The organism is Thioclava sp. ISO4, assembly GCF_058105145.1.
Genome location: NZ_CM176571.1, coordinates 340,308 through 362,067 on the forward strand (window position 1 = coordinate 340,308; position 21,760 = coordinate 362,067).

21 protein-coding genes are annotated in these 21,760 nt (G+C 64.4%); 8 read left to right on the plus strand and 13 right to left on the minus strand.

Annotation, left to right across the window (positions count from 1 at the left end; translation table 11 throughout):
* Positions 1–27 precede the first annotated feature (27 nt).
* From AC2TZ7_RS01770 to AC2TZ7_RS01780, 3 genes are all read right to left on the minus strand, one after another.
* Positions 28–945, minus strand: a complete 918-nt coding sequence (locus tag AC2TZ7_RS01770) for a tetratricopeptide repeat protein (RefSeq protein WP_489865681.1) — start codon at positions 943–945, stop codon at positions 28–30.
* A gap of 96 nt (positions 946–1,041) precedes the next feature.
* Positions 1,042–1,830 carry an exodeoxyribonuclease III gene (locus AC2TZ7_RS01775; RefSeq protein ID WP_078542609.1) on the minus strand — a complete coding sequence of 263 codons (789 nt, stop codon included), beginning with the start codon at positions 1,828–1,830 and terminating at the stop codon, positions 1,042–1,044.
* Between the two features lie 127 nt (positions 1,831–1,957).
* Entirely contained in the window at positions 1,958–3,394 is a 1,437-nt protein-coding gene (locus AC2TZ7_RS01780) for an aldehyde dehydrogenase family protein (protein WP_489865682.1), read from the minus strand.
* A 179-nt stretch (positions 3,395–3,573) separates the two neighbouring features.
* Here AC2TZ7_RS01780 and AC2TZ7_RS01785 point away from each other — a divergent pair, with 179 nt between their 5' ends.
* The gene (locus tag AC2TZ7_RS01785; RefSeq protein WP_078521505.1) at positions 3,574–4,227 is read left to right on the plus strand and encodes a peroxiredoxin; all 654 of its coding nucleotides are present in this window, start codon (positions 3,574–3,576) and stop codon (positions 4,225–4,227) included.
* A gap of 100 nt (positions 4,228–4,327) precedes the next feature.
* On the opposite strand, the gene AC2TZ7_RS01790 is transcribed toward AC2TZ7_RS01785, so the two are convergent.
* Both AC2TZ7_RS01790 and pnp read right to left on the minus strand, forming a co-directional pair.
* Complete coding sequence (locus AC2TZ7_RS01790) at positions 4,328–5,314, minus strand: glycosyltransferase (protein ID WP_489865683.1); 987 nt, start codon at positions 5,312–5,314, stop codon at positions 4,328–4,330.
* Positions 5,315–5,396: 82 nt separating this feature from the next.
* The gene (gene pnp / locus AC2TZ7_RS01795) at positions 5,397–7,541 is read right to left on the minus strand and encodes a polyribonucleotide nucleotidyltransferase (protein ID WP_098412184.1); all 2,145 of its coding nucleotides are present in this window, start codon (positions 7,539–7,541) and stop codon (positions 5,397–5,399) included.
* A 263-nt stretch (positions 7,542–7,804) separates the two neighbouring features.
* Between pnp and AC2TZ7_RS01800 the strand changes: the two genes are divergently transcribed.
* Positions 7,805–8,488 (plus strand): NYN domain-containing protein, encoded by a 684-nt coding sequence (locus AC2TZ7_RS01800; protein WP_489865684.1) that lies wholly within the window; start codon positions 7,805–7,807, stop codon positions 8,486–8,488.
* 61 nt (positions 8,489–8,549) lie between these two features.
* Here AC2TZ7_RS01800 and putP read toward each other — a convergent pair whose 3' ends face one another.
* From putP to rbfA, 7 genes are all read right to left on the minus strand, one after another.
* Positions 8,550–9,995: a sodium/proline symporter PutP gene (gene putP / locus AC2TZ7_RS01805; RefSeq protein ID WP_078542525.1), complete on the minus strand. Its 1,446-nt coding sequence runs from the start codon at positions 9,993–9,995 to the stop codon at positions 8,550–8,552.
* A 254-nt stretch (positions 9,996–10,249) separates the two neighbouring features.
* Positions 10,250–10,519 (minus strand): 30S ribosomal protein S15, encoded by a 270-nt coding sequence (gene rpsO, locus AC2TZ7_RS01810; protein WP_098412187.1) that lies wholly within the window; start codon positions 10,517–10,519, stop codon positions 10,250–10,252.
* Between the two features lie 126 nt (positions 10,520–10,645).
* On the minus strand, positions 10,646–11,671 hold the full coding sequence (locus AC2TZ7_RS01815) for a calcium-binding protein (RefSeq protein WP_489865685.1): 1,026 nt from the start codon (positions 11,669–11,671) through the stop codon (positions 10,646–10,648).
* An 87-nt stretch (positions 11,672–11,758) separates the two neighbouring features.
* A complete protein-coding gene (locus AC2TZ7_RS01820; RefSeq protein ID WP_489865686.1) occupies positions 11,759–12,289 on the minus strand; it encodes a DUF1643 domain-containing protein in 531 nt (176 codons plus the stop codon).
* 79 nt (positions 12,290–12,368) lie between these two features.
* Positions 12,369–13,271 carry a tRNA pseudouridine(55) synthase TruB gene (gene truB, locus AC2TZ7_RS01825; protein ID WP_489865687.1) on the minus strand — a complete coding sequence of 301 codons (903 nt, stop codon included), beginning with the start codon at positions 13,269–13,271 and terminating at the stop codon, positions 12,369–12,371.
* Between the two features lie 52 nt (positions 13,272–13,323).
* Positions 13,324–14,085: a phosphodiester glycosidase family protein gene (locus tag AC2TZ7_RS01830; protein ID WP_489865688.1), complete on the minus strand. Its 762-nt coding sequence runs from the start codon at positions 14,083–14,085 to the stop codon at positions 13,324–13,326.
* Positions 14,054–14,485, minus strand: a complete 432-nt coding sequence (gene rbfA, locus AC2TZ7_RS01835) for a 30S ribosome-binding factor RbfA (RefSeq protein WP_078521678.1) — start codon at positions 14,483–14,485, stop codon at positions 14,054–14,056. The genes AC2TZ7_RS01830 and rbfA overlap by 32 nt, the downstream gene beginning before the upstream one ends.
* A gap of 97 nt (positions 14,486–14,582) precedes the next feature.
* On the opposite strand from rbfA, the gene dapB reads away from it, so the two are divergent.
* Entirely contained in the window at positions 14,583–15,392 is an 810-nt protein-coding gene (dapB, locus tag AC2TZ7_RS01840; RefSeq protein ID WP_489865689.1) for a 4-hydroxy-tetrahydrodipicolinate reductase, read from the plus strand.
* A gap of 96 nt (positions 15,393–15,488) precedes the next feature.
* Here the strand turns inward: dapB and AC2TZ7_RS01845 are convergent, their stop codons facing one another.
* On the minus strand, positions 15,489–15,674 hold the full coding sequence (locus AC2TZ7_RS01845; RefSeq protein WP_078521523.1) for a DUF1674 domain-containing protein: 186 nt from the start codon (positions 15,672–15,674) through the stop codon (positions 15,489–15,491).
* Between the two features lie 80 nt (positions 15,675–15,754).
* Between AC2TZ7_RS01845 and AC2TZ7_RS01850 the strand changes: the two genes are divergently transcribed.
* The 5 genes from AC2TZ7_RS01850 (at position 15,755) to AC2TZ7_RS01870 (ending at position 21,672) form a co-directional block, all read left to right on the plus strand.
* Positions 15,755–17,026, plus strand: a complete 1,272-nt coding sequence (locus tag AC2TZ7_RS01850; protein WP_489865690.1) for an RsmB/NOP family class I SAM-dependent RNA methyltransferase — start codon at positions 15,755–15,757, stop codon at positions 17,024–17,026.
* An 86-nt stretch (positions 17,027–17,112) separates the two neighbouring features.
* Positions 17,113–18,834: a heparinase II/III family protein gene (locus tag AC2TZ7_RS01855; RefSeq protein ID WP_489865691.1), complete on the plus strand. Its 1,722-nt coding sequence runs from the start codon at positions 17,113–17,115 to the stop codon at positions 18,832–18,834.
* A 64-nt stretch (positions 18,835–18,898) separates the two neighbouring features.
* Entirely contained in the window at positions 18,899–20,485 is a 1,587-nt protein-coding gene (gene purH, locus AC2TZ7_RS01860; protein WP_489865692.1) for a bifunctional phosphoribosylaminoimidazolecarboxamide formyltransferase/IMP cyclohydrolase, read from the plus strand.
* Positions 20,486–20,569: 84 nt separating this feature from the next.
* Complete coding sequence (lspA, locus tag AC2TZ7_RS01865; protein ID WP_489865693.1) at positions 20,570–21,049, plus strand: signal peptidase II; 480 nt, start codon at positions 20,570–20,572, stop codon at positions 21,047–21,049.
* A 71-nt stretch (positions 21,050–21,120) separates the two neighbouring features.
* Positions 21,121–21,672, plus strand: coding sequence for a DUF3035 domain-containing protein (locus AC2TZ7_RS01870; protein WP_098412196.1), 552 nt, complete (start codon positions 21,121–21,123; stop codon positions 21,670–21,672).
* The last annotated feature ends 88 nt before the right edge of the window (positions 21,673–21,760 follow it).

Below are 21,760 nucleotides of genomic sequence, written 5' to 3' on the forward strand. Positions count from 1 at the left end.
GTTGATGAAACTAGCGCGTCCCTGCCCTCAGGCAAATATCATCGACGACAGACGACGGCGGCCTTTTGCCACGATCGGATCGTTCGGCTTGAGCGCGTCGAAAATGGTGAAAAGCTGCGTCTTTGCGGCCTCGTTGTCCCACGCGCGATCACGGCGGAACAGCTCGAGAAGCTGGTCCACAGCTTCCTCGACATTCCCCGCCGCATAAAGCGCCTGCGCATAGTCGAAGCGCGCCTGATGATCGTCGGGATTGGCCTCGACCTTGGCTTTGAGATCGTCGAGCGGACCGGCCGATTGCGCCTGTTTCGCCAGATCGAGCTGCGCGCGCGCCGCCTCCACCGGGGCGCTGTCGGACAGTTTCGGGGGCACCGCGGCCAAGGCTGCGCCTGCCGCATCCAGTTGGTCCAGCGCGATGCGCGCGCGGATCAAGCCGCCATGGGCCTCTGCCAGCTCGCCATCTTCCTCGAGGATCGCCGCGAAGGTCTCCGCTGCATCTTCCGCCGCGCCCTCGGCCAGCATGGCTTCCGCCGCCTCGACCGCATCGCCCAGACCGTTGCCGGCCTCACCGCCGGACGCTTCGATCAGCTTGGCCACGAAGCTCTTGATCTCGGAGGGCGGCAGCGCGCCCTGGAAACCGTCGATCGGCTGACCCTGCCAGAAGGCGTAGACGGTCGGGATAGACTGCACGCGCATCTGGCCTGCGATCATCTGGTTTTCGTCGACATTGACCTTGGCCATCACGACCGCGCCTTTCGCGGCTTCGACCTGGGCTTCCAGCGCCGGGCCGAGCTGCTTGCACGGGCCGCACCACGGCGCCCAGAAATCCACGATGACCGGCACGGTCTGCGATTTCTCGATCACCTCGGCCATGAAGTTGGCTTCGGTCACGTCCTTGACGTATTCGCTCTTGCCTGCGGCCTTGGCGCCGCCACCCAGTTCCAGCATGTCCGTCTCCCGAAATTGCGGAGGATTTGCTTTCCTATATGGCCTCGCAGGGGCCGAACGCAAACCCGTTTGACCGCGGCGCGCTGCCGCAAGCGATTACAGATCGAAGGTTGCGAAAACCGGCGCGTGATCGGAAGGCTTCTCCCAACCGCGCGCCGCCCGCAGCACACGGCTGCCATGGGCCGCGTTCGAGATATCCGGCGTCGCCCAGATATGATCGAGCCTGCGGCCCTTGTCGGCGGCATCCCAGTCGCGCGCCCGATAGGACCACCACGAATACAAAAGCCCCTCGGGGATGTCCTGCCGGGTGATGTCCACCCATTTGCCCGCCTCCATCGTGTCGTGCAGATGTTCGACCTCTATCGGCGTGTGGCTGACGATCTTCAGAAGCTGCTTGTGGCTCCAGACGTCATCCTCGCGCGGCGCGATGTTCAGATCGCCCACGAGGATCGATTTCTGCGGCGCTTCCGCTTTGAAGTAATCGCGCATCTGGGTGAGGTAATCGAGCTTCTGCCCGAACTTCTCATTCACCTCGCGGTCCGGCACGTCGCCGCCTGCGGGCACGTAGAAATTATGGATGGTCACCCCGTTCTCGAGCGTCCCCGCGACATGGCGTGCATGGCCGAGATCGGCGAAATCATGGGCGCTGTTCTCTTCCATCGGGATTTTCGAGAAGATCGCGACGCCGTTATAGCCCTTCTGACCGCGCGCGACCATGTGGGTGTAGCCAAGCGCCTTGAACCCCTCGAGCGGGATCTTCTCGACCGGGCTCTTGCACTCCTGCAGGCAGAGCACGTCGGGCGCCTCTTCCTCCATCAGCTTGCGCACCAGCCCCTCGCGCAGCCGCACCGAGTTGATGTTCCAGGTCGCCAGCGTGAAGCTCATCTCATTCTCCCGTTCCAAAAGCCGCGCGATCATGTCGAAGGGCGGCCGCTTGCGCAACCGCCCCTCTTCTTCTCGATAAAAATATCCGCAGGTGAATTGGCCGATAGGCCAAGAGGGGCAGCGCCCCTTATTCCGCCCAGCCCGAGATCGATTTCACGTCGCAGAATTCCTCGATGCCCCAGCGGCCACCCTCGCGCGCCCGGCCAGAGGAACCGACGCCGCCGAACGGCGCCCCCGCGCCACGGTCCTGGCCGTTCATCTCCACCATGCCCGAGCGCAGCTGCCGCGCCAGACGGTTGCGCCGCGCGCCATCGCCCGATTGCAGGTAATTGGTCAGACCGTAAGGCGTGGCATTCGCCACCTCGATCGCCTGCTCCTCGCTGTCGAAGGGCATGATCGACAGGACGGGGCCGAAGATTTCCTCGTTCATGATCGTCATCGAGGGATCGCAATCGGCGAAGACCGTCGGGCGGACATAGAAGCCGCGATTGAGATGCTCGGGCCGCCCGGGGCCACCCGCGACGAGCTTCGCGCCCTCCGCGATGCCGGTCTCGATCAGGCCTTGAATCTTGTCGAACTGCGCCTTGTTCACGACCGGGCCGATATGCTTGCCTTCCTCGCGCGGGCTGCCCACCTGCGTGGCCTCGGCGGTCTGGCGCGCGATTTCCACGGCCTTGTCATAGGCCGAACGCTCGACCAGCATCCGCGTCGGCGCGTTGCAGCTTTGCCCGGAGTTCTGGAAGCAATGGCGCACGCCGCGCTTGACCGCATCCTCATCCGCATCGGCGAAGATCAGGTTGGCGCCCTTGCCGCCCAGCTCCAGCGTCACCCGCTTGAGCGTATCGGCCGCCGCCTTCGAGATCGCGCGCCCCGCGCGGGTTGAGCCGGTGAAGGAAATCATCTCGACATCGGGATGGGTCGAGAGCTGCGTGCCGACGCCCACGCCATCACCGTTCACGAGGTTGAACACGCCCTTGGGCAGACCCGCCGCGTCGAGGATTTCCGCAAACAGCAGCGAGGATAGCGGCGCTTCCTCGGACGGTTTCAGCACCATCGTGCAGCCTGCGAGGATCGCCGGGATCACCTTCAGCGTCACTTGGTTCATCGGCCAGTTCCACGGCGTGATCAGCCCGACGACGCCAACCGCCTCATAGGCGATCATCGCGCCCGGCGTGCCGTCGCCCAGCGGATGCACCCAATCGAAAGCCTTCGCCGCGTCGATGAAATTCTTGATGTGATAGGCGCCCGCGCCCCACTGGTTGCGGCGCGCGAGATCGATCGGCGCGCCCATCTCGAGGCTCATCGCCTGCGCCATGTCCTCGGCGCGCTCCGCGTAGACCTTGGCGATCCGCTCGACCGCCGCGATCCGCTCTGCCGGGTCCGTGGCCTTCCAGCCGGGCAGCGCGGCCTTCGCCGCAGCGACTGCCGCATCCGTATCGGCTTGGTCACCCAGCGAGATCACCGCGCAGGGATCCTCAGTGGACGGGTCGATCACCTCGTACTCGCGCGCCGCCTTGGGAGCGACCCACGCCCCGTCGATGTAGAAATTCCGCTTCTCGATCATATCAGCCTCCGGCACACAGATGTTGCGCGCGAGCGTTTCACCACTCCCCGTCCTGCGCAAGGCCTGACGAAAGGTCGCAGCCTCCGAGTTTAAAAAGGTTCTAAACTGGCTGGAATGGATCCCGGCGAGGGCTTATATCCCGGAAAGACGTGATTTTACGCAAACACAGGAGGTTTTTCATGGGCCTGCGTATCAATGACACCGCTCCCGATTTCACCGCTGACTCGACCGCTGGCGAGATCAAGTTCCACGACTGGATCGGCGACAGCTACGCCATCCTGTTCTCGCACCCGAAAGACTTCACCCCGGTTTGCACCACCGAATTCGGCGCCGTGGCGCAACTCGCCCCCGAGTTCGAGAAGCGCAACACCAAGGTCATGGGCGTCTCGGTCGACAGCGTCGAAGAGCACGTGAAGTGGAAGTCGGACATCGAGCAGGTCGCCGGCGCGCCCGCGAACTTCCCGATCATCGACGACACCTCGCTGAACGTCTCGAAGCTCTACGACATGCTGCCCGCCGATGCCTACATGCCCGACGGCCGCACCGCCGCGGATTCGGCCTCCGTGCGCACCGTCTTCATCATCGGCCCGGACAAGAAAGTCCGCCTGACCATGTCCTACCCGATGTCGGTCGGCCGCAACTTCGCCGAGATCATCCGCGCGCTCGACGCCGTTCAGGCGACCGACGGCAAGCCCTTCGCGACCCCCGCGAACTGGGTGCCGGGCCAGGACGTGATCGTCGCGCTGTCGGTCTCGACCGACGAGGCGAAAGAGAAGTTCGGCGAAGTCGACGTCAAGCTGCCCTACCTGCGCACCGTCAAGTCGCAGGGCTGAGCCCAGCTTACCCGCATCGTCAGGAAGGTCGAACGCGTTCAGCCTTCCTGATCGCATCAGGCGCCCGGAAGCATTTCAGATGCTTTCGGGCGTCTTGATATTATCGCCCCGTCACATTGGTGTATTGCCGGGACCGGTAGCCGAAAAACAGCCCGGCCTGACCAGCGACCGACCCGGCCAGCATGACCATCGGCAGCAACGTCTTTCCCTTCGTGAAAGGGATCGCGATGGCGAGAAGAACGACTTTGAGACTGCGCAGCACGATCTTCGGAAGCAGACGCCATCTCGATTTCCTGCCGCGCTCGACCTTGTCCCACAAATTCGTAACGGTCTTGTCGCGCGCATTTCTGAATTGGTATCCGAGCGTCAGCCGCGCCGGCGGTTGTTCCTCATATACGAGAGCGTCAGCCACCCAGCCTGTCGGAAATCCGGCGGCGATCACCTCTCGATAGAATTTCATGTCCTCGCCACCGGCGCTTCCGAGAGACTCGTCGAACCAGATATTGTCCTGCGCAAATATACTGATTTCGGCGCACCAGTTTCCGGTAGCGATCAGTTTTCCTGCACTATCATCGAGAGTTCTGATCTCGGCATCGGAACGCCGCCTTTTTCGGAAATGCTCCGCCAAGCCTTGATGGATCACCCTTTGAAGGCCGCTCAGTTGCTCGCGCGGGGGCGCGACCAGCACTGGGCCACCAAGCAGCCGCGCACCGCCGGAACGATAGCCCGCGACGAGTTTGACCAACCACTCCTGCGTGACAACCTCGTCGTCATCGACAAAAACCAAAATATCCGAAGCCGCCGCGATCGCGTCTCGCGCGGCTCGATTGCGCGCGAAGGCAATGCCCAGATTGTCCTCCTGCACGTAGTGAACCGTCAGCCCGTTCGAAAGCGGGCTTATCTCGGTGACACGCGCGCGCGAAAGCGGTTCTTTGTCATTCTCGACGACCAAGCAGCGCACATCTGCATCGGTCGGCAAATGCATGTCGCCCAGCGACCCGATCAGCCTCCGCAACATCTCGGGCCTGCGCCGCGTCAGCGTCGCGATGGTTATCTTGAGCCTGCGATCCTGACGGGGGGCGGACATCTTGGCGCCTCTAAAAAGAAAAAGTGCCCGCAACATGCGGGCACTTCAGTCTTAGTCTGTCAGCGATTTTCGATCAAACCGATCAGTCGGCTTTCTCTTCACGCTTTTCCGGCGCGATTTCTTCGCCGGTTTCCTGATCGACCATCTTCATGCCAAGGCGCACCTTGCCGCGATCGTCGAAGCCCAGAAGTTTCACCTTCACTTCCTGACCTTCCTTGAGCAGATCGCTCGGATGGTTCAGGCGCTTGTTGGCGATCTGGGAGACGTGGACGAGACCGTCACGCTTGCCGAAGAAGTTCACGAAGGCGCCGAAATCGACGAGCTTCACGACCTTGCCGGTGTAGATCTGGCCTTCTTCGGGCTCAGCCACGATGGCGTGGATCATGTCATGCGCTTTCTTGATGGCCTCGGCATTGGCCGAAGCGATCTTGATCACGCCGTCGTCGTTGATGTCGACCTTGGCACCCGAGACTTCCACGATCTCGCGGATGACCTTGCCGCCCGAACCGATCACTTCACGGATCTTGTCGGTGGGAACGGTCATCGTCTCGATGCGCGGAGCATGGGCGGAGAATTCCGTGCGGCCCGCGGAGAGCGCCTTGTTCATCTCGCCGAGGATGTGCATGCGGCCAGCGCGTGCCTGCTCCAGAGCTTTCTCCATGATCTCGGCGGTGATGCCGGCGACCTTGATGTCCATCTGCAGCGAGGTGATGCCCTCTTCGGTGCCAGCGACCTTGAAGTCCATGTCGCCGAGGTGATCCTCGTCGCCAAGGATGTCGGTCAGAACGGCCCAGGAGCCATCCTCTTCGAGCACCAGACCCATCGCGACACCCGCCACGGCCGACTTCAGCGGAACGCCCGCATCCATCATTGCCAGCGAGCCACCGCAGACCGACGCCATCGAGGACGAGCCGTTGGACTCGGTGATCTCGGAGACGAGGCGGATCGTGTAGGGGAAGTCGGTCGCAGCCGGGAGAACCGCCTGCAGCGCGCGCCATGCGAGCTTGCCGTGGCCGATCTCACGACGACCGGGCGAACCGACGCGGCCCACTTCGCCGACCGAGTAGGGCGGGAAGTTGTAGTGCAGCAGGAAGTTCGAGCGCGAGTTGCCGTGCAGCGCGTCGATGATCTGCTCATCGTCGCCGGTGCCCAGCGTGGTCACGACCAGCGCCTGCGTCTCGCCGCGGGTGAACAGCGACGAACCGTGGGTGCGCGGCAGCAGACCGGTTTCCGCCACGATCGGGCGAACCTCGTCCAGCGCACGACCGTCGATGCGGCGACCGTTCTTCACGACATCACCACGCAGAACAGCCGATTCCAGCTTCTTCATCGCGGTGCCGAGGGTCGGATCTTCGAGCTGCTCTTCGGTGAGCTGCGACTTGATCTCTTCCTTGGCGGCGTTGACCGCGGCCACGCGCTCTTGCTTGTCCGAGATCGCGTAAGCGGCACGCATCTTCTCTTCGCCCAGACCTTTGACGGTCTCGAGCATCGCCGAGTAGTCGGGCGCCTTGAAGTCGAAGGGTTCTTTTGCGGCGGCTTCGGCGAGGTCGATGATCATGTCGATCACCGGCTGCATCGCGTCATGGCCGAACTTAACCGCACCCAGCATCTCGGCTTCGGACAGCTCGTAAGCCTCCGATTCCACCATCATCACGGCGTCCTTGGTGCCCGCGACGACGAGGTCCAGACGCTGCTCGGGGTTCTCCCGCAGCTTCTGCATGTCGTCGACTTCGGGGTTCAGGATGTATTCGCCATCGGCGAAACCGACGCGCGCGGCGGCGATCGGGCCCATGAACGGCACGCCCGAGATCGTCAGCGCGGCCGAAGCGGCGATCATCGCGACGATGTCGGGCTCGTTGACGAGGTCGTGGCTCAGCACGGTGCACATCACGAGCACTTCGTGCTTGAAGCCTTCCACGAAGAGCGGACGGCACGGGCGGTCGATCAGGCGCGCGGTGAGCGTCTCTTTCTCGGACGGACGAGCCTCGCGCTTGAAGAAGCCGCCCGGCACTTTACCGGCGGCATAGTATTTCTCTTGGTAATGAACCGTGAGCGGGAAGAAATCCTGACCCGGCTTCGGTTCCTTGGCGAAGGTCACGTTGGCCATGACGGAGGTTTCGCCCAGCGTGGCGATAACCGAACCGTCAGCCTGACGTGCGACCTTGCCGGTCTCCAGCGTGAGCTCTTCTTCGCCCCACTGGATCGATTTTTTAACGGTGTTGAACATTCAGCGTATCCTTCTGGGAGCTCTCACAGGCGTATCCCGTGTCTCCCGATTTGCATGGCGGCCCCATTGCCGCCGCCCCCTTATCCTGTTGCACGCGCCCGGGGGCTCGAGGCGTCACGTCTCAGATGGGCCTGCCAATACAGGAAATGAAGGGGTTTGGGAAGCGAAGAGTCCTTAGGGAAAGAAATGGCCAACGCCCAATTCTGGTCAGATTGGCGCGCCATCCTCGGCCCGTAGTTATTAACATTGAACATTGTGACCCCATGAGCAAACCCACCGCCCTTTTCATCGACGGCGAGAATATCTCCGCGACTTTTGCTTCCCAGATCCTCAAGTTCGCGCCAGACGCTTTCATCCGGCGCGCCTACGGTGATGTCGCGCAAATCAGATCTTGGGGTGACAGCCCTTCGATCCGGCTGGTGCATTCCGGAAGCGGCAAGAACGCAGGGGACGTGTTGCTCGCCCTCGACGCACTCGAGCTCGCTTTGGAACGACGCGCCGAACGGTTCGTCATCGCAAGCTCCGATGGTGACTTCACCCACCTCGCGACCAGACTCCGCGAAAAAGGGATGGAAGTGCACGGCGTCGGACAGCAGAAAGCGCCGAAGGCATTTCGTGAAAGCTGTTCAGTGTTTCATCTGCTGAAATCGAAAACGACCGCAGCTCCGGCACGACCGCCAGCAGTCAAGAAATCTGCCAGTCTCGATGAAAAAATTTTTGCAGTGATCGAGGCACACAGCAAGGACGGCGCTGGAGTGCCTCTCACGGAACTGGCCACGATCATGAAGAATGACCACGGGGTCTTGATCGGGAACTTGCCGGATAAAAAGTGGCGTCCCTATTTTTCGAACCGTCCGAACCTCTTCGCGCTTGAACCAAAGGGGCCCAAGGCACGCGTGCGATGCCGTCCTAATGGATTTTCTCGTCTTTCCGCCGCAGCGAAATAGCCAGAATGCAAAACGCCCGCCCCTTTCGGGACGGGCGCAATGATGCGCGTAAGCGCTTCGATCATTCGATCGGGCGGAACTCGCCTCTGTCTTCGGACGCGAGGCTCACCACGACGATCGCGATGAAGGCTGCGATGAAGCCCGGGATGATCTCGTAGAGGAACGAGCCCCAGCCCAGCGAAATCCAGACGATCACGGTAAGCGCGCCGACGACGAGGCCAGCCACGCCGCCCAGACCCGTCATTCGCTTCCAGGTCAGCGACAGGATGATCAGCGGACCGAAGGCGGCACCGAACCCGGCCCATGCGTTCGACACGAGGCCAAGCACTTTGCTGTCGGGGTTCGACGCGATGATGATCGCAGCAATGCCCACTGCCAGCACCGCGAGGCGGCCGACATTCACCAGCGTGCGGTCCGAGGCGTCCTTGTTGAAGACGATCTTGTAGAAGTCTTCGGTCAGCGACGAGGACGACACCAGAAGCTGGCTCGACACGGTCGACATGATCGCCGCCAGAAGCGCGGCATAGAGGAAGCCGGTCACCAGCGGATGGAACAGCAGGTTCGACAGGATGATGAAGATCGTCTCCGGATCCTGCACGTCGAGCCCGTTGCGCTGCGCATAGGCGCGGCCGAAAATACCGACCGAGATCGCGCCGATCAGCGAAATCGCCATCCAGCCCATGCCGATATTCCGCGCTTTCGGCACATCGGCGACCGAACGCACGGCCATGAAGCGCACGATGATATGCGGCTGGCCGAAATAGCCCAGACCCCAGGCGACTGCCGAGAGCCAGCCCGCGAAGGTCAGCCCGTTCGTCATCGACAGGAAATTCGGGTCGATATTGCTAAGCCGGCTCGCAGCCGCGTCCACGCCGTCGCCCTGACCGGTCGTGAGGATCACGATCGGCATGATGACGAGCGCGAGCATCATGATGCAGCCCTGCACGAAATCGGTGAGCGACACGGCGAGGAAGCCGCCGATCACGGTGTAGACCAGCACGACGCCAAGCGTCAGGATCACGCCGGTCATGTAACTGCCACCGAAGGCGCTGGCGAAAAGCTTGCCGCCACCGACGAGGCCCGACGCGGTGTAGACCGCGAAGAACACCACGATGATCACCGCCGAAACCATCCGCAGCAATGTCGCGTGGCTCGGGAAGCGATTGGCGAGGAAGCCGGGGATGGTCAGCGCGTTGTCATAGCGCTCGGTCTGCTCGCGCAGGCGCGGCGCCACGATGACCCAGTTCACGAAAGCGCCGACGAAAAGGCCGATGCCGATCCAGCTTTGCGTCAGGCCCGACACGAAGAGCGCCCCCGGCAGGCCCAGAAGCAGCCAGCCCGACATGTCCGATGCGCCTGCCGACAGGGCGGCAACCGCGGGCGGCAGGTTACGCCCACCCAGCATATATTCTTCGGAGCTCGACGTGGACTTGCGCCACGCATAGACCCCGATGGCCAGCATCAGCACGAAATACAGTGCCAAGCTGATCCAGACTCCGATCTGCATATCTAAAACCTCCCTGTTAACGCACCTGCAAGGTAGGGCAGGTGCTTGCGTTGTCCCGTTTGGAGCGGACGATACAGGAGGACAAGAAGTCGAACCGACCAAAGTTTTTTGGTAGGAAGGCCATTCACCCAAAAGTTTTGAAATTGGCAGCCAGAAGGGCTGTTATTGCCGATTTGCGCAATTCAGTCGGAATAGCGCAAATGAAAACGCCCGCGCCAAAGGCACGGGCGTTTCGAATTCCAATCCGAGGCGGATTAGCGGCGCAGGCCGAGGCGCTGGATCAGCGACTGGTAGCGTGCGACTTCTTTCGCCTTCAGGTAGTCGAGCAGCTTACGGCGCTGCGCGACGAGCATCAGAAGACCACGACGCGAGTGGTTGTCTTTCTTGTGCTCTTTGAAGTGCTCGGTCAGGTTCGCGATACGCTTCGTCAGGATGGCGACCTGAACTTCGGGCGAACCGGTGTCGCCTTCTTTGGTGCCGTATTCCTTGATGATCGCGTTCTTGTCTTCGACGGTGATCGACATCGGGATCTCCTTACGTTGAGGGTTCGGGCACAAGCCGGGATGTCGTCCAGCAGGGTCCATATACCTGCCCCAATCGGAACAGATGCGCGCGTATAGACGCGAATCGTCGTGTTGAAAAGCCTTATTTCAAAGCGCCATGGCCTGCTGCGCCGCGAATTGCGCAGGCGTGAGCAGCGCCACGTCCTGCGCGCTCAGCTCCGCCGCGTCCAGCACCTCGGCCAGCCGGACGCCGTTGAGCAGGATCCACGCCGCATCGGGATGCGCCTCCGAGGGCTCGATACTGATCTGAGGCGCGGTCGTGCCCTGCGGATCGTAGATGACCGCCAGCCGGTCTTGGCCCGCCATGTAATCGGCGATCGTCGCAGGCGCGTCCGGGTCGATCCAATCGCCCAGCGCGAAGCTGTCGCCCTCCTCGCCGCCATGCAACCAATCGCCCGAGCCGCCGAGCAGCACGTCCTCCCCTGCCCCGCCATTGAGCGTATCGGCATCGGCCGCCCCCGCATCGCGCGTCTCCGGCGTGACACCGATCAGCAGATCGTCCCCGGCATCGCCGTTCAGCTCGTCGCGCCCAGCATCCCCGGTCAGCACATCTGCCCCGTCCGCGCCGATCAATGTGTCGTCGTCGGCGCCACCCGAGAGCGTATCATTCTCCGCACCGCCGATCAGCGTATCCTGCCCGGCCTCGCCATAAAGCCGGTCCGCGCCGAACCCGCCCGAGAGATGGTCCGCCCCCGCGCCGCCGCGAAGGTCATCCGCGCCATCGCCACCGCTCAAACTGTCGTCCCCGGCATCGCCCTGCAGCACGTCGTCCCCCCCCGCGCCGAAAAGTCGATCCGCGCCGAGCCCGCCCCACAGGCTGTCATCGCCATCATAGCCGTTGATCTGATCGTCACCCGCCTCACCGGCGATCGCATCGTCGGAGGCATCGCCCCAAGTGATGTCATCCCCCGGTCCCGGCTCGGACGGTGCGACCGGCGCGGGTGCGATTTCTCCGGCGCTGACCTCGGCCAGCAGAGAGACCTCCCCAACCTCGGCATCAGCGGCCTCGAGATCGTCCGGCGGCGTGTCCTCCTCGGGCTCCGAGGAAACCACCATGAGGCCCGCCGTGGCGCCCGCCATCAGCAGGCCCAGAACACCCGACAGAAACAACATCTCTCTCACCCCCGTGAAGACGCGAGAAATCTACCGCTGCCGGTGCGGATACCCTAGAAAACAAGCGTTAAATGCTTAACGGCGCACTTAGCCTTCGGGGGTGAACCACAGCTCGGGTTGATGCTCGTAGGCGATATAGAGCGGATGTTTCGGCGCGCCCGCCTTGGTCAGCCCGAGGTGATGCAGCGCCCGCCCGCTTTCGCGCAGCAGGTCTTCCACTGCAGCGCCCCGCGCGAGATGCGCCCCATGCGCGCCCCAGGCGCAGATAATCCGGTCCTCGGGACCGCCCGCCCAGTCGAGGCTCTCGCGGATCGCCGCATCGTTTTCCGGCCCGACCGGGTCCGGCTGCGCCCGCATCACCTTCGGATCGGTCGCACGATAGGCGAAGATATTGGTCACCCGGAACGCCCCGAAACCCAGCGCCCGCGCGCGGCGCTCGCAGCGCTCCACGGTCGGGTCGTTCTGTACCTCGGTCGCGGTCGAGGGGTTGAGCATGATGAACAAAGCCCGCGGCTTGCTGTCATCCCAGACCCGCGTAAGCAGATAGCGGTAACTCTCGCAATCCGAATAGACCGCGATGGAGGGGGCGTCGCCTTTGATATGCTCGCGGGTGATCATCTCTCGTCCTGACCGTTATGTGCGTGACAGAGGGCGGATGCCTCCGGCGGGGATATTTGGACCAAGGCGAAGGGGCGCGTCAAAGGTTGAACACGCGGCTCGGATGGACCTCGCCGGATTTGTAGATGCCGACGGCAAGCGGCTTGCCCTCATGGCTGACCCAGACTTCCTCGCCCCATTCGGCCTCGCCCGGCAGCACCATGCCCGGATTGCCGTTCTTCAGCCGCACCGCGCCCTCGGGCGTGGCTTTCAGCTGCGGCAAATCATCGAGCCCCAGTTCCACGGGCAGCAGTTTCTCATCGAGCTCCGGCGTCTTCGCCAGTTCCTCGATCTCGGCCAGCGTGATCCCGTCGCTCGCCTCGAAAGGCCCCGACCATTCCCGGCGCAGCCAGAGTACATGGCCGAGACAGCCGAGCTTTTGTCCCAGATCGCGCGCGATGGAGCGGACATAGCCGCCCTTGCCGCAGACCAGTTCCAGCTCGACCGTGTCGGCATCGGGACGGCCCAGCATCACGAGGCTTTCGACGTAAAGAGGCCGCGCGGCGAGATCCATTTCCTCGCCCGCGCGCGCCAGCGCATAGGCGCGCTCGCCATCGACCTTCACGGCGGAAAACTGCGGCGGCACCTGTTCGATATCGCCCTCGAAGGCGGGCAGCGCGGCGGCGATTTCTTCATCCGTGGGGCGCAGATCGGAGGTCCGGGTCACCTCGCCCTCGGCATCGTCGGTCTTGGTCGCAGCGCCCAGCCGCACCTGAAACCGGTAGCATTTCAGCGCATCGGTGATGAACGGCACGGTCTTCGTAGCCTCGCCCAGCGCGACCGCCAGAACCCCGGTCGCCGCCGGGTCGAGCGTGCCCGCATGGCCCGCCTTCTTGGCGCCCAGCGCCCAGCGCACCTTGTTCACCACCGAGGTGGAGGTGATGTCCGCGGGCTTGTCCACGATCAGCCAGCCGGAAATGTCGCGACCCTTCTTGCGTGCCATGAGGCCTCCATATTCGACAGGGTGCGCCTGCTAGCCCAAGCGGCGCGAGCCGTCAATCTCCAGCAGTGGGGGCGGCAGGCGCGATCAGCGCCACGATCGGCCCCATCGGCAGGCCCATATCCTCGCGCCCCTGACCGGGCACGGTCAGCCGCGAGATCTTGCCGTCGAGATAAAGCGCGTTGGGCACCTGCATCTCGTCGCGGAAGAAACGGCCGAATTCGTGAAAGCTCACCGGCGCATCGGAGATCGCGAAATAGGCGGTCTTGCCATCGGCCGAGACCCCAACCCCGTTGCGGATATTCTTCGACGTGCCATCGGCGAGGAACTTGGGATGCAGCGCGCCGTCGATCACCAGCATCGGCCCCGATTGGGTCGCATAGGAGCAGTCCTTCGGATCGGCGGCGAAGGCGCGCGATTCCGTCACCGAGAACCTGTCTCCGATGCAGAAGACCCCGTTGGGCAGCAGACCGAAATTGCCCGGCCCTTCCGAGGTGACGATCGAATGCAGCTCTTTGCCGTTCTCGATGAACAGGCCCACCGGCTTGCGGTCGGGATGATACATCCCCGCATTCATCGCGAAGACGACGCGGTCGCCCTTGGGCACGACCTCGGAAAGCCGCTCGGGCGTGCCGATCAGATTGCCATCGGGATCGTCGAGGAACAGCTTCAGGTCCTGCCCGAGCCTGGCTTCGCAGACCGTGTAGGTCGTGCCGTCGAAGCTGCGATCTGCGCAAGGTGCATCGGCCAGCGCAGGCGCGGCCAGCAGCATCAGCGCCGCGGCATTAGTCGCGATCGTCTTCATCGTCTTCGTCATCGTCGCGCGCAGCGATATCGCGCTGCACCGTCTCGTCCGAGAAGATCCGACGCGTCTCATCGAGACGGTCATAGGTCTCGTCCAGCCGGAAGCGCAGATCGGGGCTGTATTTCGCGGTCATTTCCTTGCCGAGCAAGCGGCGCAGCTCGCCCTTGTTGCGCGCAAGCGCCGCGATCAGCTCCTTGCCGCCTTCGCCGCCCAAGGGCGTCACATAGGCGGTCGCGACCTTCAGGTCGGGAGAGCAGCGCACCTCGCCCACCGTCACCGAGACGCGGTTGAGGTCGGGATCATGCACATCGCCGCGCATCAGGAGGTCCGACAGCGTGCGCCGGATCAACTCGCCCATGCGAAGCTGGCGTTGCGAAGGGCCATCGCCCGAGGAGAAACGGTTCTTTGCCATGGCGCTCACATAGGGCGTCTGCGCCTTTTGCGCAACGGGGGCTTTGCCAAGCCCGCCTGCTCAAGCTAGATAGCGCGAAACCGTGAAGGAGAAAGACATGAGCGACCTGCCGGGCATCGTGATCACCGGAGCGTCGGGCCGGATGGGCCAGATGCTGATCCGCACCGTGAGCGAGAGCGACAAGGCGCGCCTTGTGGGCGCCGTCGAACGCACGGGCCATGACTGGGTCGGCAAAGATCTTGGCGAGGCGATGGGCGGCGCGCCGAACGGCGTGATCGTGACCGACGATCCGCTCGAGGCGTTTTCCGGCGCGCAGGCCGTGATCGACTTCACCGCGCCCGCCGCCACCCGCGAATTCGCCAAGATCGCGGCGCAGGCACGCCTGACCCATGTGATCGGCACGACCGGCATGGACGAGGACGACATCGCGGCGCTCGCGCCTTGCGCGCGGCACGCCGTGATCGTGCGGGCGGGGAACATGAGCCTCGGGGTGAACCTTCTCACGCAGCTGACGAAGAAAGTCGCAGCCGCGCTCGATGCCGATTGGGATATCGAGATCATCGAAGCGCATCACAACAAGAAGGTCGACGCGCCCTCTGGCACCGCGTTGATGCTGGGCGAGGCGGCCGCGGAAGGCCGTGGCATCTCGCTCGAAGACAATCGCGAGTCGGGCCGCGACGGGATCACCGGCGCGCGCAAGCACGGCGCGATCGGCTTCTCGGCCATTCGTGGCGGCGACATCGTGGGCGAGCATGACGTGCTGTTCGCCGGTATGGGCGAGCGGATCATCCTGCGCCATGTCGCCACCGACCGGGCCATCTTCGCGCGCGGCGCGCTCAAGGCCGCGCTCTGGGGTCAGGACAAGCGCCCCGGCGAATACGACATGCTCGACGTGCTGGGGCTCTGACGCACAGCACTTTCGGATTGGCTAAAATATCCTGGGGGTGAGGCGCAACGCGCCGAGGGGGCAGCGCCCCCTCCCCGCCATCATGCGGCGCCGCGATCAGAAGTCGATCGCGAGGCCCTTCTTCTCCCAATCGCCGTAGCGCACGGGCTCGGGTCCGTCGCGACCGCCAAGCTCGGTCGGCAGTTCGGCCGCCTGCGCGTTCTTGCGGCGCTCTTCGGCTTCGGCGAGCGCACGGATCGCGGCGGGCGGCAGGTCGCGGGTCTCTTCGGGCTGATCGGACATGGCGCGTCCTTTCTTGTCTGTGGATCGGGGCATGATATAGGCCCGTGCTTAAGCCGCAACAAGCCAGGAAGCCGCAGCCCATGTCCAGACCCGACCCCGCGCGCCGCGCAGCCCTTGGCCTGATCGTGGGCGTTCTCGAGGATCGCGAGAGCCTCGCCGAACAGATCGGCGCGGAGGCGCTCGACGGGCTGGAGCCTGCACAGCGCGCCCGCGCCCAGCGCCTCGCCACGACGACGCTGCGCCATCTCGGCCGCGCCGACCGGATCATCAAACCGCATCTGCGCCGCCGCACGCCAACGGATGTGATGGCGATCCTGCGGCTGGCCACGGTCGAGCTGCTGGAGGAAAAACAAGCCCCACATGGCGTGGTCGATGTTGCCGTGACGCTGGTGAAATCGGCCGGGCCGAAGCTGCAAAGCTTCTCGGGGCTGGTGAATGCCGTGCTGCGCAAGGTCGCCGAGGAGGGCGAGAAATGGGCCACGACGCCTGCGCCGGAAATGCCGGGCTGGCTGCGCGGGCGCGTCATGTCGTCCTTCGGCAAGAAGGCCGCGCAGGCGATGGAGGTCGCGCATCTGGCAGGCGCGCCGCTCGATCTGAGCGTGAGAGACGATGCCGCCGGCTGGGCCGAGACGCTGGGCGCGACGATTCTGCCGACGGGCTCGCTGCGGCTGACCGATCCGGGCAAAGTGTCCGAGCTGGCCGGTTTCGAAGACGGCGCGTGGTGGGTGCAGGATGCCGCCGCCGCGCTGCCTGCGAAGCTGCTGGCCCCTGAGGCGGGCGCACGGGTGCTCGACCTTTGCGCAGCCCCGGGCGGCAAGACGCTGCAACTCGCCGCGATGGGGGCCGACGTCACCGCCCTCGATATCTCCGAGGCGCGGCTGGAACGGCTGGCGGAAAACCTCGACCGGACGCAGATGGAGGCCGAGATCATCGCGGCCGACGCGCTCGAATGGGAGCCTGACGCCCCCTTCGACGCGATCCTGCTTGATGCGCCCTGCTCGGCCACCGGCACGATCCGCCGCCATCCCGACCTGCCCTTCATCAAGGACGGCGCCTCGATCAAGCCGCTCTTCGCGCTGCAGGAACAGCTTCTGGACCGTGCGCTGCAATGGCTCAAACCCGGCGGCACGCTGGTCTATGCGACCTGCTCGCTTCTGCCCGAAGAGGGCGAGGCGCAGATCAAGGCCGCGCTTGCGCGGCATCCGGACCTCACCGTGATCCGTCCCGACCTGCCCGGCATCGCGCCGGACTGGATCACCGAAGAGGGCGGGCTGCGGCTGCGGCCCGATTTCTGGCCTGATCTCGGGGGGATGGACGGGTTTTACATGGCGCGACTGCAACGCTCTGCGTGAACCGACCGCCGAGGCGGTGACAGCGCGCCCGCCTCCCAGTAACGTGACCGCATTCCCCGACAGAAGGGCATGCAAGCGGCTACGGAATGGGCAAGGACAGAACCCGATCATCGGCAAAACTGGGCACGGCGCTGAACCGCCTTGCCGCTGCGCGCGCAGGCCGTGCGCAAACCGCGACCGGCTTCGTCAGCCAGCCCGAGCCGCGCACGATCGGCTCTTACGCGAAGGGCCGACAACTCGTTCAGGGCAATTTCCTGTTTGCGGGTTCTCTGATCGAAGGTCCGGGGGTCAATATCTGGGACCTGCCGATACCCGGCCCGGCTTTCGAGGATGCGCTGCAGGGCTGCGGCTGGCTCGACGATCTCGCGGCGCTGGGCACCCGTGAGGCCCGCATCCGCGGGCAGGAATGGGTCTTCGGCTGGATCGAGCGCTTCGGCGACGGCAGCGGGCCGGGCTGGACGCCCGACCTGACGGGCCGCCGCCTGATCCGCTGGATCAACCACGCAATCCTACTGCTGAACGCGCGCGAGCGTGACGATGCCGACCGCTTCTTCCGTGCGCTCGGCCAACAGACGATCTTCCTGTCGAAACGCTGGGCGGGCGCGGCCTGCGGATTGCCCCGCTTCGAAGCGCTGACCGGGCTTGTCTATGCGGGCCTTGCGCTGACCGGAATGGAGCGCCATGCCGACCCCGCGCTGGAGGCGCTGTCGCGCGATTGTGCGCAGGAGATCGACGCCGAGGGCGGGATCGCGACCCGAAACCCCGAGGAACTTTTGGAAATTCTGACGCTGCTGAACTGGGCAGCGGAGGCGTTGCAGACGGCAGGGCGCACGCCGCCCGGTCCGATCCTCGATGCCATCGCGCGGATCGCGCCGACCCTGCGCGCGCTGCGCCATGCGGATGGGGCGCTGGCGCGGTTTCACGGTGGCGGGCGCGGCCCCGAAGGGCGGCTCGACGCGGCGCTCTCGGCGACCGGCATCCGCAGCGTCCGGCGCGAGCCGATCGCGATGGGCTTCGTGCGGATGCAGGGCGGGCGCGGCTCGCTGATCATCGACGCGGCGCGACCGCCGCAGGGCGAGGCCTCGGCCAATGCTCATGCCTCGACGCTGGCCTTCGAGCTGACCTCGGGCCGTCGCCCGCTGATCGTCAATTGCGGTTCGGGCGCGCAGTTCGGCTCTGACTGGCATCGCGCGGGCCGCGCCACCGCCAGCCATTCAACCCTCTCGATCTACGGCTATTCGTCCTCCCGCCTCGGCCCCGAGCGTCTGTTCGGGCGGGCCCCGCGCGCCTATCTCGACAAGACGCCGAAGAACGTCTGGTTCAAGCCCGACGACCTGTCTGAGACCGGGATGATCTTCGGCCATGACGGCTATGCCGAGACCCATGGCATGTCGCATATCCGCGAGCTGGACCTGTCCGTCGACGGGCGCGAATTGCGCGGGCGCGACACGCTGGGCGCGATGACGCCTCAGGATATCGAGCGCTTCGACCAGATCTTCGAGCGTGAAGGCCTGCGCGGTATTCCCTTCGACATCCGCTTCCACCTGCATCCCGATTGCGACGCGGCGCTCGATCTGGGCGGCACCGCCGTCTCAGTCGCGCTGCGCACCGGAGAAATCTGGATTTTCCGCCATGACGGGGTCGCCGATCTGGCGCTGGACCCCTCGGTTTACCTCGAAAAAGGGCGCATTCGCCCGCGTCCTGCGCAACAGATCGTGCTTTCCAGCAAGGTTCTGGACCGGGCTTGCCAGATTGGCTGGACCTTTTCGCAAGCACGCGATAACTCCACGGCCATCGACGCGCCCTGACCTTGGGGCAGATCCCGAGGATGGCCCTGGGCGCCCCTGACCTGAGCCTTGCGAGGAGCTGCCCGTGACCCGCCCGATCCCCCTGACCCGTGCGCTGATTTCCGTTTCCGACAAGACCGGACTGGTCGAATTCGCCCAAGCGCTCGCCGCGCGCGGCGTCGAACTTCTCTCGACCGGCGGCACCGCCAAGACCCTGCGCGAAGCCGGCCTCAGCGTGCGCGACGTCGCCGAACTGACGGGCTTCCCGGAGATGATGGACGGGCGCGTGAAGACGCTCCATCCGAAAGTGCATGGCGGCCTGCTGGCGCTGCGCGACAACGAAGAGCATCTCGCCGCGATGGAAGCGCATCAGATCGAGGCAATCGACCTGCTGGTGGTGAACCTCTACCCGTTCGAGGAAACGGTCGCGAAGGGCGCCGATTACGACACCTGCATCGAGAATATCGATATCGGTGGCCCGGCGATGATCCGGGCTGCGGCGAAGAACCACGCCTTCGTCTCGACCGTCGTGGATGTCGAGGACTACGCCGCCGTTCTGGAAGAGCTCGACGCGAATGACGGCGCGACCTCCTACCCGTTCCGCCAGCGCCTCGCCCAGATCGCCTATGCCCGCACCGCGGCCTATGACGCTGCCGTCTCGACCTGGATGGCAAGCGCCATCGGCGAAGAGACCCCGCGCCGCCGCGCCTTCGCCGGCACGATCGCGCAGACCCTGCGTTACGGCGAGAACCCGCATCAGCAGGCGGCCTTCTACCTCGACGGCACGAACCGCCCCGGCGTCGCGACCGCCAAGCAGCTTCAGGGCAAGGAACTGAGCTACAACAACATCAACGACACCGATGCCGCCTATGAGTTGGTCTCGGAATTCGGCACCGAGAAGCCCGCCGTCGCGATCATCAAGCACGCCAACCCCTGCGGCGTGGCGACCGGCGAGACCGTGATCGAGGCCTATAAGCGCGCCTTCGACTGCGATCGCACCTCGGCTTTCGGCGGCATCATCGCGCTGAACCAGACGCTGGATGCGGCAACCGCCGAAGAGATCACCAAGATCTTCTCGGAAGTCATCATTGCCCCTTCGGTGGACGAAGCCGCCAAGGAAGTCATCGCGAAGAAGAAGAACGTGCGCCTGCTGGAAACCGGCGGCCTGCCCGACATCACCGCACCGATCACGACCTATCGTCAGGTCGCGGGCGGCTTCCTCGTGCAGGACAAGGACAACGGCGTGATCACGCTGGACGATCTGAAAGTCGTGACCGAGCGCCAGCCCTCCGAGCAGGAGCTCAAAGACCTGCTGTTCGCTTGGAAAGTCGCGAAACACGTCAAGTCGAACGCGATCATCTACGTCAAGGACGGCGCGACCGTCGGCGTGGGCGCGGGCCAGATGAGCCGTGTCGACTCGACCCGGATCGCGGCGCGCAAGGCCGAAGACATGATGGAGGCCTGCGACATGGCCGAGACGCCCACCAAGGGCTCGGTCGTGGCCTCCGACGCGTTCTTCCCCTTCGCCGACGGCCTGATCACCGCAGCCGAGGCCGGCGCCACCGCGATCATCCAGCCCGGCGGCTCGATGCGCGATCAGGAAGTGATCGACGCGGCGAACGAGGGCGGCCTCGCGATGGTCTTCACCGGAATGCGCCATTTCCGCCACTGATCCGCCGGTATCTTCGCGTAGCCCGGTAGATGCCGGGCTGCGCCTTCTGGCATGAAGACGTGACGAGAAACAAACGGGGGCCCGATGCGGCTAGCAGCGAAAGTGACAGCGGGCGTCCTGCTCCTCGACCAGGTGTCGAAATATATCGTCGTGCAGGGGATGCATCTCGATCAGCGCGGCGCGATCGACGTGGCGCCCCCCTATCTCAACTTTCGCATGGCATGGAATCGCGGCGTCAATTTCGGCCTATTCTCCGGCGAAACCGACTGGATGCGCTGGCTGCTGATCATCGTCGCGCTGGTGATTTCGCTCTGGGTCTGGGTCTGGATCGCGCGTGAGCCGCATTCGGCGCGGGTGAATATCTCGGCCGGGCTGCTGGTCGGCGGTGCGCTTGGGAACGTGGTCGACAGGCTCGTCTATGGCGCGGTGGCGGACTTTCTGAACATGTCGCTGCCGGGCTGGCAGAACCCCTATTCTTTCAACGTCGCCGATGTGGCGATTTTCCTCGGCGCGGTCGGTCTGGTGCTGTTCACCGGCAAGGACCATCGCGCCAACGACGGCTAGCCTGTTTTTCGCAGGTGACGACGCTCCAATGTTGCGTTAAGACGGGGGCGGAACTGGCAAGGGAGTGGTTCATGCAGGCTCGGATCGGCACGCTCGGACTCGCGTTTACAGCGGTACTGACGCTGGCTGCCTGCGGCAATTCCCGCGACCCCAGCCTGATGAATCTGCGGTCGTCGCATCAAGGCCCCGATGAATTCGGCGTGATCCCGACGAAGCCGTTGGAGATGCCGGAGAATCTCGCTGCGCTGCCGCCGCCCACGCCGGGTGGCAAGAACATCACCGATCCCACGCCCGAGGCCGATGCCGTCGCCGCACTTGGCGGCAATCCGCGCCGCCTCGACGAGACCGGTCAGGTCCCGACCTCGGATCGTGCGCTGGTCTCCGCCGCATCGCGTTACGGCAGCCAAGCGGGCATCCGCCAGACCCTCGCCGCCGAGGATTACCAGTGGCGCAAGGATCACGACGGTCGCCTGCTGGAGCGTCTGTTCCAGGTCTCGGTCTATTACAAAGCCTATAAGCCGATGGAGCTCGACCAGTCGGCAGAGCTTGAGCGTTGGCGTCGCCTCGGCGTCGTCACCCCCGGCGCACCGCCCTCGGGTGCAGCGCAACAGGCGGTCAAGTAACCCGAAAAATCATCACGAGAACGTCACCGGCGTTTGCACGTGGGGCGAGAGTGCTTATCTTCGCCCAAACTGTGTCTTGTGAGGAGTT

Coding starts and splice junctions, on each gene's coding strand:
- AC2TZ7_RS01770 (WP_489865681.1), bottom strand. CDS start 945: ATGCTGGAACTGGGTGGCGGCGCCAAGGCCGCAGGCAAGAGCGAATAC.
- AC2TZ7_RS01775 (WP_078542609.1), bottom strand. CDS start 1,830: ATGAGCTTCACGCTGGCGACCTGGAACATCAACTCGGTGCGGCTGCGC.
- AC2TZ7_RS01780 (WP_489865682.1), bottom strand. CDS start 3,394: ATGATCGAGAAGCGGAATTTCTACATCGACGGGGCGTGGGTCGCTCCC.
- AC2TZ7_RS01785 (WP_078521505.1), top strand. CDS start 3,574: ATGGGCCTGCGTATCAATGACACCGCTCCCGATTTCACCGCTGACTCG.
- AC2TZ7_RS01790 (WP_489865683.1), bottom strand. CDS start 5,314: ATGTCCGCCCCCCGTCAGGATCGCAGGCTCAAGATAACCATCGCGACG.
- pnp (WP_098412184.1), bottom strand. CDS start 7,541: ATGTTCAACACCGTTAAAAAATCGATCCAGTGGGGCGAAGAAGAGCTC.
- AC2TZ7_RS01800 (WP_489865684.1), top strand. CDS start 7,805: ATGAGCAAACCCACCGCCCTTTTCATCGACGGCGAGAATATCTCCGCG.
- putP (WP_078542525.1), bottom strand. CDS start 9,995: ATGCAGATCGGAGTCTGGATCAGCTTGGCACTGTATTTCGTGCTGATG.
- rpsO (WP_098412187.1), bottom strand. CDS start 10,519: ATGTCGATCACCGTCGAAGACAAGAACGCGATCATCAAGGAATACGGC.
- AC2TZ7_RS01815 (WP_489865685.1), bottom strand. CDS start 11,671: ATGTTGTTTCTGTCGGGTGTTCTGGGCCTGCTGATGGCGGGCGCCACG.
- AC2TZ7_RS01820 (WP_489865686.1), bottom strand. CDS start 12,289: ATGATCACCCGCGAGCATATCAAAGGCGACGCCCCCTCCATCGCGGTC.
- truB (WP_489865687.1), bottom strand. CDS start 13,271: ATGGCACGCAAGAAGGGTCGCGACATTTCCGGCTGGCTGATCGTGGAC.
- AC2TZ7_RS01830 (WP_489865688.1), bottom strand. CDS start 14,085: ATGACGAAGACGATGAAGACGATCGCGACTAATGCCGCGGCGCTGATG.
- rbfA (WP_078521678.1), bottom strand. CDS start 14,485: ATGGCAAAGAACCGTTTCTCCTCGGGCGATGGCCCTTCGCAACGCCAG.
- dapB (WP_489865689.1), top strand. CDS start 14,583: ATGAGCGACCTGCCGGGCATCGTGATCACCGGAGCGTCGGGCCGGATG.
- AC2TZ7_RS01845 (WP_078521523.1), bottom strand. CDS start 15,674: ATGTCCGATCAGCCCGAAGAGACCCGCGACCTGCCGCCCGCCGCGATC.
- AC2TZ7_RS01850 (WP_489865690.1), top strand. CDS start 15,755: ATGTCCAGACCCGACCCCGCGCGCCGCGCAGCCCTTGGCCTGATCGTG.
- AC2TZ7_RS01855 (WP_489865691.1), top strand. CDS start 17,113: ATGGGCAAGGACAGAACCCGATCATCGGCAAAACTGGGCACGGCGCTG.
- lspA (WP_489865693.1), top strand. CDS start 20,570: ATGCGGCTAGCAGCGAAAGTGACAGCGGGCGTCCTGCTCCTCGACCAG.
- AC2TZ7_RS01870 (WP_098412196.1), top strand. CDS start 21,121: ATGCAGGCTCGGATCGGCACGCTCGGACTCGCGTTTACAGCGGTACTG.